General features: G+C 36.8%; 9 protein-coding genes. 7 read left to right on the forward strand and 2 right to left on the reverse strand.

The window, feature by feature from the left end; translation table 11 throughout:
• Nucleotides 1-32 precede the first annotated feature (32 nt).
• On the forward strand, nt 33-899 hold the full coding sequence (gene accD / locus ACSHW7_RS14200; RefSeq protein ID WP_435680032.1) for an acetyl-CoA carboxylase, carboxyltransferase subunit beta: 867 nt from the start codon (nt 33-35) through the stop codon (nt 897-899).
• An 81-nt stretch (nt 900-980) separates the two neighbouring features.
• Here accD and ACSHW7_RS14205 read toward each other — a convergent pair whose 3' ends face one another.
• Entirely contained in the window at nt 981-1802 is an 822-nt protein-coding gene (locus tag ACSHW7_RS14205; protein ID WP_435680033.1) for a hypothetical protein, read from the reverse strand.
• Nucleotides 1803-2003: 201 nt separating this feature from the next.
• On the opposite strand from ACSHW7_RS14205, the gene rpsO reads away from it, so the two are divergent.
• From rpsO to ACSHW7_RS14230, 5 genes are all read left to right on the forward strand, one after another.
• Entirely contained in the window at nt 2004-2273 is a 270-nt protein-coding gene (gene rpsO / locus ACSHW7_RS14210) for a 30S ribosomal protein S15 (RefSeq protein WP_435680034.1), read from the forward strand.
• A 397-nt stretch (nt 2274-2670) separates the two neighbouring features.
• Nucleotides 2671-4908, forward strand: a complete 2238-nt coding sequence (locus ACSHW7_RS14215; protein ID WP_435680035.1) for a polyribonucleotide nucleotidyltransferase — start codon at nt 2671-2673, stop codon at nt 4906-4908.
• A 213-nt stretch (nt 4909-5121) separates the two neighbouring features.
• Nucleotides 5122-5715 carry a Crp/Fnr family transcriptional regulator gene (locus tag ACSHW7_RS14220; protein ID WP_435680036.1) on the forward strand — a complete coding sequence of 198 codons (594 nt, stop codon included), beginning with the start codon at nt 5122-5124 and terminating at the stop codon, nt 5713-5715.
• 67 nt (nt 5716-5782) lie between these two features.
• A complete protein-coding gene (locus tag ACSHW7_RS14225) occupies nt 5783-6661 on the forward strand; it encodes a pirin family protein (protein ID WP_435680037.1) in 879 nt (292 codons plus the stop codon).
• 66 nt (nt 6662-6727) lie between these two features.
• Nucleotides 6728-7216, forward strand: a complete 489-nt coding sequence (locus ACSHW7_RS14230) for a GNAT family N-acetyltransferase (protein ID WP_435680038.1) — start codon at nt 6728-6730, stop codon at nt 7214-7216.
• A 115-nt stretch (nt 7217-7331) separates the two neighbouring features.
• On the opposite strand, the gene ACSHW7_RS14235 is transcribed toward ACSHW7_RS14230, so the two are convergent.
• The gene (locus ACSHW7_RS14235; protein ID WP_435680039.1) at nt 7332-7934 is read right to left on the reverse strand and encodes a helix-turn-helix domain-containing protein; all 603 of its coding nucleotides are present in this window, start codon (nt 7932-7934) and stop codon (nt 7332-7334) included.
• Nucleotides 7935-8234: 300 nt separating this feature from the next.
• Here ACSHW7_RS14235 and ACSHW7_RS14240 point away from each other — a divergent pair.
• A partial coding sequence (locus ACSHW7_RS14240; protein WP_435680040.1) for a hypothetical protein occupies nt 8235-10420 on the forward strand: 2186 nt, incomplete at its 3' end.

Genomic DNA, 10420 nt, shown 5'->3' on the forward strand with positions numbered 1-10420 from the left:
GGTTTCTCGAAACTCCACTAACCGAAAAAGATATGGCTTGGTTTAAAAGAACAAAAAAAGGTATCAGCACCCCAACCGAAGAAAAAAAGGATATCCCTAAAGGACTTTGGTACAAATCACCTACAGGAAAAGTAGTTGATGCGGACGAGCTGGAAAGAAACTTTCACGTAAGTCCAGAAGATGGCTATCACGTGAGAGTGGGAAGTAAAGAATATTTTGAAATTTTCTTTGACAACAATAAATTTAAAGAGCTTGACAAAAATCTCACTTCTAAAGACCCACTTGGGTTTGAGGACAAAAAGAAATATGTTGATCGCCTTAAGGATGCACAAGCAAAAACAGGATTGAAAGATGCTGTGAGGACTGCTGTGGGAAAATCGAACGGAGCAGACTTGGTAATCGCGTGTATGGATTTTAGTTTTATTGGTGGTTCTATGGGTAGCGTTGTGGGAGAAAAAATTGCACGCGCTGCAGACCATGCATTAAAAAATAATATCCCATTTTTATTGATTAGTAAAAGTGGTGGTGCCCGTATGATGGAAGCTGCACTTTCATTAATGCAATTGGCAAAAACAAGTTCAAAATTGGCTCAATTAGCCGATGCTGGAATACCGTATATTTCTTTATGTACAGACCCTACAACGGGAGGAACGACTGCATCCTTTGCAATGCTTGGCGACATTAACATTAGCGAACCTGGCGCATTGATTGGTTTTGCTGGCCCACGAGTTGTACGTGACACTACTGGTAAAGAATTACCAGATGGTTTTCAAACTGCCGAGTTTGTTTTAGAACACGGTTTTCTAGATTTCATCTCGCACCGCAAGGATTTAAAACATAAGGTAAATCTTTACCTAGACTTGATTTTAAATAGACCGCTCAGAGAGAAGATTGCCTAAGGTTATTTTCTGAAATATAAAAAACCCCGCTGTTTTTGAAACAGCGGGGTTTTTTGATTCATTAAAATTTCAGCAAACTATTTATAGTACAATATCATACACTTGTCCATTGACTTCCAAGGTTGCCAAGTTATCGCAATCACCCGTTCCCCAGTCAATCACTCCCGTAAAATTATTTTGTGTTACTTCCAGCAATCCACTTACCAGAAATGAACAGCTCAATTTGCGCACTAGTTTTTCGGTTACAAGACCGCTTCGGTTAAATCCGTTTGTTAATTCTGTATCCCAATTACCCGTAACATTATAAACGTTGTCTTGCCAAGTACCACTACCTACTCCTTCCACCCATTCTGCAATTCTCAATCCAGTGCGAGTGGCTGTAATACTTGTATTTGGAAAGCCTATTACAATAGACTCGTTAATCGTAGATTGAGGATTACCGTTGCTATTGGCAATCTCACGAAAGATTTCGCCACCACCGGTAACGCTATTATTATTGTACATAAAATCTTCAAATTGATAATCAATAGTGCGTGTACCGCCAGTGATAGCGCCATACGACATATTGATAATCCCACTAACGATGGAGCCATTATTAAGCTGGCATCCTTCTCCAAAATCCAAAATAATCGTTCCTCCATTTCCATTGGGCTGGATGGTAATAATCGTACATTCATTAAAAAACGAATTCATTTGGCTTCTTCCCTCTTCACCTTCCACATAACCGTTTTCAACAATATTGAGCGCTCCGTCAATGGCATTATCTGCCTGCGCAGCTCTAAAATTATCTTCGGAAGAAAAGTTGAATTGCGGTTCCGTTTCCTGAGTATCGTCTTTATCGCAACTCGTCAAAGCAAATGCGAAACATAAAATCGCTAAAAATGTAAACTTGGTTATTTTCATAATTATGGTTTTAAAGGTTGTTTGTTGAGACTATTACAACGCTCAAAAGGTTGATTAGCGTATATTATTTGCTGAAATTTTTATTCATTAACCGTTGAAAATTCAATACTAAGTGTTTGAAATATAAAAGTATTCCTTATTTTTGCACCCGAATTGCGATAGACGCCATTCATACATAAAAATCATTGAAACAATATTAGCATGTATTTAGATCAAAAAGAAAAAGAAGCGATTTTCAAAAAACACGGAAAATCTGCAAAAGACACAGGAACAGCTGAGGGGCAAATCGCATTATTCACATACCGAATTGAGCACCTAACTGGACACCTTAAAAGAAACCACAAAGATTACAACACAGAGCGTTCACTTGTAAAGCTTGTAGGTAAGCGTCGTTCATTATTAGATTACTTAATGAAAAAAGACATTTTACGTTACAGAGCAATTGTTGCTGAACTAGGATTACGTAAATAATATAAGTAATAAATGGGCTCTTAAGGAGCCCATTTATTTTTTTCTCTAATTCGGCAAAGAGACTAAATTAAAAACCGAAACGTTCATTGAATACAAATTTCCGAAGTACACTAAAAATTCTTAGGAAATTAGAAGTGAAGCCATCAATAGATTCCTTCACTTCACTCAGAATACTGAAAAGGCTACCCTTAGTTTTTCATTGGTCAAACCACAACACACAACACAACAACACTTGGTTTGAAAGTCAAACCTTGACCAAATTAAATAAGAGTCGTTTTTTAATGTAATGTTTGTTTATTCGAGAAGACATTTGAAAACCTTTATTAAAAATAGGTTTCGACTGCGCTCAACCTGACAACATTTTGCATTTTCAAACACTCATCGAAAAACAATTTTTATGATACCTAAAGTATTTAGAGAGGTCATTGACCTTGGGGACGGTAGAGAGATTTCTATCGAAACTGGAAAATTAGCAAAACAGGCGCACGGCTCTGTAGTAGTGCAGTCTGGAAAATGTATGTTGCTTTGTACCGTAGTTTCTAACTACGAACAAAAAGACCTAGATTTCTTACCATTAACGGTAGATTACCGTGAAAAATTTGCAGCAGCAGGACGTTACCCTGGTGGTTTCTTTAAAAGAGAAGCACGCCCTAGTGACGGTGAAGTTTTGACAATGCGTTTAGTGGATCGTGTATTACGCCCATTATTCCCAAAAGATTATCACTCTGAAACACAAGTGATGATTCAATTAATGTCTCATGATGATGATGTTATGCCAGATGCAATGGCAGGTCTTGCCGCATCTGCAGCAATTCAATTATCAGATTTTCCATTTGAATGTGCTATTTCTGAAGCCAGAGTAGGACGTGTAAATGGTGAGTTTGTAATCAACCCTACCAGAGCACAATTAGAAGAGTCTGACATCGATATGATGATTGGAGCATCTGCAGATTCTGTAATGATGGTAGAGGGTGAAATGGATGAAATTTCAGAAGAAGAAATGGCAGACGCTATCAAATTTGCACATGACCACATTAAAATCCAATGTGAAGCGCAATTGAGATTGGCTGAAGCTTTTGGTAAGAAAGAAGTTCGTGAGTACCCAGCAGAAAGAGAAGATGCAGACCTTGAGAAAAAGGTGTACGATATGGCGTATAACAAAGTTTATGCAATCGCAGAAGCTGGTTCTTCAAAGCACGAACGTAGTGCCGCTTTCAATGATATCAAAGAAGAAATAAAAGCTACTTTCTCGGAAGAAGAATTAGAAGATTACGGTGGTTTGGTTTCAAAATATTATCGTAAAGCAGAGAAATCTGCCATTAGAGATTTAACCTTAAAAACAGGAATGCGTTTAGATGGTCGTAAGACTACAGAGGTACGTGATATCTGGTGTGAGGTTGATTATTTACCTTCGGTTCACGGATCGGCATTATTTACGCGTGGGGAAACTCAGGCGTTAGCAACTGTAACTTTGGGAACTTCAAGAGATGCAAATCAAATAGATATGCCATCGCATGAAGGTGAAGAGCGTTTTTACCTTCACTATAACTTCCCTCCTTTTTGTACTGGTGAAGCAAGACCTATTCGTGGAACATCTCGTCGTGAGGTAGGACACGGTAACCTTGCACAACGTGGTCTTAAAGGAATGGTGCCAGATGATTGTCCTTACACTGTGCGAGTAGTTAGTGAAGTATTAGAATCTAACGGTTCTTCTTCTATGGCAACCGTTTGTGCTGGAACAATGGCAATGATGGATGCAGGTATCCAAATGATCAAACCAGTTTCAGGTATTGCAATGGGATTAATCTCTGACGCAGAATCTGGAAACTATGCAGTATTATCAGATATTCTTGGTGATGAAGATCACTTAGGAGATATGGACTTTAAGGTAACTGGAACGGCAGATGGTATTACCGCTTGTCAAATGGACATAAAAGTAAAAGGTCTTTCTTACGAAATTCTTGTTGCCGCATTAAAGCAAGCAAGAGAAGGTCGTTTACACATCCTTACTAAATTGACAGATACAATCGCAGCCCCAAGAGCAGATGTTAAAGAATACGCACCAAAAATGGTAAGTGTTCGTATCGCAAATGAATATATTGGTGCTTTGATTGGACCTGGAGGAAAAGTAATTCAAGAGCTTCAAAAAGAAACTGGAACTACCATTGTTATCAATGAAGATCCAGTGACAGAAGAAGGTGTTGTTGAAATATTAGGAACTGGACAAGCAGGAATCGATGCAGTACTTGCAAAGATTGACTCTATCACCTTTAAGCCAGAAGTAGGCTCTGTTTACGAAGTAAAAGTAATCAAGATGTTAGATTTTGGTGCTGTTGTTGAGTATTTGGATGCTCCTGGAAATGAAGTATTATTACATGTTAGCGAGCTTGCTTGGGAACGTACTGAAAACGTAAGCGATGTTGTAAACATGGGCGATGTGTTTGATGTAAAATACTTTGGTCTTGACAAACGCACTAGAAAAGAGAAAGTCTCTAGAAAAGCGATTTTGCCTAAACCAGAAGGTTACACAGCTCCTGCTCCTCGCGAGGACAGAGGCGACCGTAATAGTAGCCGTGGCAGAGATAGCCGTGGAGGTGGTCGCGATAACCGCAGAGACGACAGAAAGAGAGATTAATTTTTCTTTCTTCACAAATATTAAATGCCCGCTATTTTTAGTGGGCATTTTTTTTAGCTTACGCGAAAATGTGCCCTACATTATCACTCTCGTTGTTTGACTCAAAATTATTAGAATCAAAACAACTTTAAAAAATGATGAAAATTGTACGGAGAGATTTCAGTACATTTAATAGTAATTCAATCATGTTAAAAAGAAAAATCTTATCTCGAAATGAACAGTTTTAACCTCAAAACATTTTTGACCTCAAATCTTGATATTGATGAAAAAGAATTAACATCAATTATCGAAAACTGTACGGTGAAAAATTATAAAAAAAATGAATTTCTATTACAAAAAAACGAACAGTGTACACACACTTTTTTTGTTGAAAAAGGATTGTTAAGACAATATTCAATTGACAAAAAGGGAAAAGAACACATCCTTTCTTTTGGACCAGAAAATTGGTTTGTGACCGACAGAGAAAGCTCTTATTTCAATAAACCTTCGGTATATTACATTCAAGCATTAGAAGACAGTCAAGTGGTTTTAATCGATGAAACTTTTATGGAAAAACTTTCAAAAAAAATTGAAACGTTTACCAATTTCAACAATAGATTGCTTCACAACCATATTCGGCAATTACAAAATAGAATCAATTTATTACTCAGCGCCGATGCTGAAGTGAGGTATTTAGAATTTATAAAAATGTATCCAGATATTCTTATGAGAGTTCCGCAGACAATGGTAGCTTCTTATTTGGGAATAACCCCAGAGAGTTTAAGTCGCGTTCGAAAGGAATTGGCTAACAAAAATTTCCGAAGATAACTTCTTATCATACATCAATGCAGGAGTAAGTTTCAACTTTTAAATTTGTACTATAAAATTAAATGATATGAAAACAAGAACTGTAGAATTAGTAGCAACTCCAAGAGCGCCGCATTTTGTTGGCGATGGTTTTCGCGTACATAACTTTATCCCAAGCGGGTTTAGACTCGATATGCAACGTATGGATCCTTTTATAATGTTGGATTACAACTCAACGTATAATTTTCCCCCTTCCAGCAAACCCAAGGGCGTAGGAGTGCATCCTCACAGAGGTTTTGAAACTGTTACACTCGCATACAAAGGTAAAGTAGCGCATCACGATAGTAGCGGTGGTGGCGGTATTATTGGTGAAGGTGACGTACAGTGGATGACCGCTGCTAGTGGTGTTTTGCACAAAGAATATCACGAAGAGGAATGGAGTAAAACCGGTGGAGATTTTCAAATGGTGCAGCTTTGGGTAAATCTGCCTAAGAAGGATAAAATGAGTGCTCCAAAATACCAAGCCATAAAATACGGCGAAATCAACCGTTTTGAACTTGAAAAAAACGCGGGTACAATTGAGGTGATTGCAGGCGAATATAATGGCACAAAAGGACCTGCCTCAACATTTACAAACATATATATGTTGAATGCCAAACTAAACAAAAATGGAAAGGCACAATTTAATTTTCCAGAACATTACAATACTGTACTGCTTGTAATAGAAGGAGAAATTATAATTAATGGAAATGCAAAAGCACCTACAGACCATTTAGCTTTAATGGCAAATGATGGCGAAAATTTTGAAATTGAAGCAACAAGTGATGCAATTGTATTAATTTTAAGTGGCGAACCTATTAATGAACCTATTGCAGCACACGGACCTTTTGTAATGAATACAAAAGAAGAATTAGTGGAAGCATTTAATGATTTTAATAATGGGAAATTTGGCTACTTAGAAGATTAAAACTCGTGTGAGTTTATTAAACTAATTAGCGATAAAAAATTAATCTAACTTTTAAAACTATGCATTATGGACATAAAAGAATATTCTAATGGAGAAATAACCGTCCTATGGAAAGCTGAAAAATGCATCCATGCAGGAGTATGTGTAAAATCATTACCCGAAGTGTACAACCCAAAAGAAAGACCTTGGATAAAACCCGAGAACGCAACCTCAGCTGCCATTATCGAACAAGTTTCAAACTGTCCCTCGGGAGCATTGAGCATAAAACCTATTATTAAAATTGAACGCGAAGACAATGGTAAAAAAGGTCGCTTTGTTATTTACGAGAATGATGAATTTGCCGGTGAAATGACCTACACTTGGGCGGGAGAGTCAAAATTTATAATTGACCACACAGGCGTTGAAGAAAAATTTGGCGGAAAGGGATTTGGAAATAAACTTTTAATGCAATCAGTTGAATATGCTAGAAAAAAGGATATAAAGATCATCCCGCTTTGTCCTTTTGCAAAAAAGGTATTCGACAAAGACGATAGTATAAAAGATGTTCGTGCATAGTTTTAAAAATTTAATTAATACTATTAAAAATGCCCACTAAAATTAGTGGGCATTTTTTTAAGCTTCCGCGAAAATGTGACAAACAATAAAAATAAAATTCACGTTATAAGTTCGATTATTTTCTTTCAAGTATTTCCCAAACACCACCTTTGATATTCTTTTCAGAAAGTAACACAGCGTTTTGTTTCAGTTTAAATATTAATCCATCTTTTGTAGTATTCAAAATATCGGCAACAGTATCCAAATAATAGTCTTGCTCATTTTTGAAAACATAAGTATTTTTTAAAGAAATTTTTTTCGTCGACACCGCTTGACCTAAGAAGATAGTGTTCTTATCAAGACAATCTCCTTTTAAATCTGAATTATAAAAAACAGAAATATTCCTATTTTTACTTGTCAATTTTGTAGAAAGCAAGACATTCAACTCCTTTTTTGTCACTGAAACATCAATGGTGTCAGCAACAAACATATTGTCTTTTTTATCATCTCTCTTTTCAACTTCTTCGTCATCCTCATCATCTTCAAAGAAGATGTAATTTAAATCAAGATTGTTCTCTTCACAGAGTGCAATTATTTTATTGAAGTCTAAAGAATCCCTTTTACGCCAGGAAGAAAGGGTATTGTGTTTAATATCTAGCAGTAAACAAAGGTCTTTATCCTTTGTTAAATTTAATTGGGACTTTAAACGTGAAATTATTTTGTTCGCTTTTTGCGACATTTATTTTTTTTTAACAGTTTATTTAATATATTTGATTTGTAAACGTTATTTTTTACCCTTTGACGGAATTAACAAATTGTTCAACAAAATAATTTTTAATTTAAAAGGCAAAAACTATCAATAAAATTTCAATTGACATAATTTTTAACTTTTCTTAAAAATTAAAACATATTGAAAAATTGATTTACACTACCTCACTCTAGATTAATTTATATATAAGGCAACTTTTAGATGCTAGGCATTCTATTGTCAAAAATTTAATTAAAAACAAAGTGAGTATTAACTGAAAATCAATTTATTATGTGTCAAAATCTACTTTTTCCAGAACGTGTAAAATTTTCGATAGCTAAATACCTAAGTATCCTTAGCATCCTATTTTCAATACAGTTTGCTACATCGCAAAATAAAATTTTTGCAGATCATGTAGTTTTTAGTGAGAACACAGATAATCCGGGGGATGCTGTTTTAGACAATAATGACTTTGCAACATTAAACTCTTACGGAGGCATTGCCGTAGGAGTTCTATCTTATAACGGAATCTTAGAAATAGGTTTTGCAAATCCTGTTCCAGCTAAGAGAACAACATTTGTAAAAATAGATTTTGATGAAGATGTTCTAAACTCATTATTAGGAGGTAGTTTAGGAACTCTTTTAGCAGATGTTTTAGGCAATGTTGTTCTTGGAGATCATTATTTCAACATAGAAGCTCGCAATAATGCTACAACAGTACTTTCAAATTCAAGTATCATCCCTCCAAACGATGAAAGTTTTAGAATAGTTCAAGACGCCTTAGGAGATTTTTATATAGCCATTACTCCCAACCAATCGTATAATCGCATCTATATAGAAGATAATACAAACGCACTTTTAGTTGGTTTATACAATAGCATGAATGTTTACAATGCATTCTATTTTGACGATAATCAATGCGCCACAAACCCATTATTTACAGATTTTGATGGAACTGGAATTACTGCAGATATTATCAATTTAGGCGGTGCTGGAGTTACAAACCCGCAGCTTGCAATTGATGGAGACGAAAACACGTATTCTGAATTGAGCTTAGGAGTTTTGGGCGTATTAGCGTCCATGAGACAAAATGTTTATTTCCATTCACCATACACACCAAACGACGAAATTATTATAACGCTTAGTACAGATCCTACCTTGTTAACATTAGGATTATTAAACAACGTAGAAGTAGTTGCATTTGATGGAGTAAATCAGGTTTTTGAAACTGATATCAATAGCATCATCAGTTTAGATGTACTCACACTACTCCAAAATGGGCAAACTGCGGAAATTCCAATATCCCCAAACGTATCGTTTGATAGAGTATCCGTTAGATTAACATCACTACTAAATGTAAATTTAGCGCAATCAATTGATATTCATGAAATCTCTATTGCCGGTCCAAGCATACCAACAACTAACGATATAATCCAGAATTTTTGTGCCGTTGACACTCCTACTATTAACGACCTCCAAGTAAATGAGGCTTCAGTTATTTGGTACGATGCATTAGAAAATGGAAATGCTTATTTGCCAACAGATGTATTAACTAATGGAAATATCTATTACGCGGCTCAAATCATTAATGGCTGTGAAAGTAATGACCGACTTGCAGTTACCGCCAACATAAACGATGCTGCGACACCAACAACAGATAACACAACGCAAGAATTCTGCGCAATCGACAATCCAACCATCGCAGATTTACAGACAAACGAACCGAACATAACTTGGTACGACGCGCCCAACGGTGGAAATGCGTATGCGCCAACAGAAGCGTTGGTTGATGGACAGGATTACTATGCCTCACAGATTATCGCAGGATGTGAAAGTTCGGTAAGATTAATGGTGACTGCAAACATAAACGATGCTGCGACACCAACAACAGATAACACAACGCAAGAATTCTGCGCAATCGACAATCCAACCATCGCAGATTTACAGACAAACGAACCGAACATAACTTGGTACGACGCGCCCAACGGCGGAAATGCGTATGCGCCAACAGAAGCGTTGGTTGATGGACAGGATTACTATGCCTCACAGATTATCGCAGGATGTGAAAGTTCGGTAAGATTAATGGTGACTGCAAACATAAACGATGCTGCGACTCCAACAACCGATGACACAACGCAGGAATTCTGCGCCATCGACAATCCAACTATCGCAGATTTACAGACAAACGAACCGAACATAACTTGGTACGATGCGCCCAACGGTGGAAATGCGTATGCGCCAACAGAAGCGTTGGTTGATGGACAGGATTACTATGCCTCACAGATTATCGCAGGATGTGAAAGTTCGGTAAGATTAATGGTGACTGCAAACATAAACGATGCTGCGACTCCAACAACCGATGACACAACGCAGGAATTCTGCGCCATCGACAATCCAACTATCGCAGATTTACAGACAAACGAACCGAACATAACTTGGTACGACGCGCCCAACGGCGGAAATGCGTATGCGCCAAC

Source organism: Patiriisocius sp. (assembly GCF_051252435.1).
In the GTDB taxonomy this organism is placed as follows: domain Bacteria; phylum Bacteroidota; class Bacteroidia; order Flavobacteriales; family Flavobacteriaceae; genus Patiriisocius.

Coding starts and splice junctions, on each gene's coding strand:
- ACSHW7_RS14225 (WP_435680037.1), top strand. CDS start 5,783: ATGAAAACAAGAACTGTAGAATTAGTAGCAACTCCAAGAGCGCCGCAT.
- ACSHW7_RS14220 (WP_435680036.1), top strand. CDS start 5,122: ATGAACAGTTTTAACCTCAAAACATTTTTGACCTCAAATCTTGATATT.
- ACSHW7_RS14205 (WP_435680033.1), bottom strand. CDS start 1,802: ATGAAAATAACCAAGTTTACATTTTTAGCGATTTTATGTTTCGCATTT.
- accD (WP_435680032.1), top strand. CDS start 33: ATGGCTTGGTTTAAAAGAACAAAAAAAGGTATCAGCACCCCAACCGAA.
- ACSHW7_RS14230 (WP_435680038.1), top strand. CDS start 6,728: ATGGACATAAAAGAATATTCTAATGGAGAAATAACCGTCCTATGGAAA.
- ACSHW7_RS14235 (WP_435680039.1), bottom strand. CDS start 7,934: ATGTCGCAAAAAGCGAACAAAATAATTTCACGTTTAAAGTCCCAATTA.
- ACSHW7_RS14215 (WP_435680035.1), top strand. CDS start 2,671: ATGATACCTAAAGTATTTAGAGAGGTCATTGACCTTGGGGACGGTAGA.
- rpsO (WP_435680034.1), top strand. CDS start 2,004: ATGTATTTAGATCAAAAAGAAAAAGAAGCGATTTTCAAAAAACACGGA.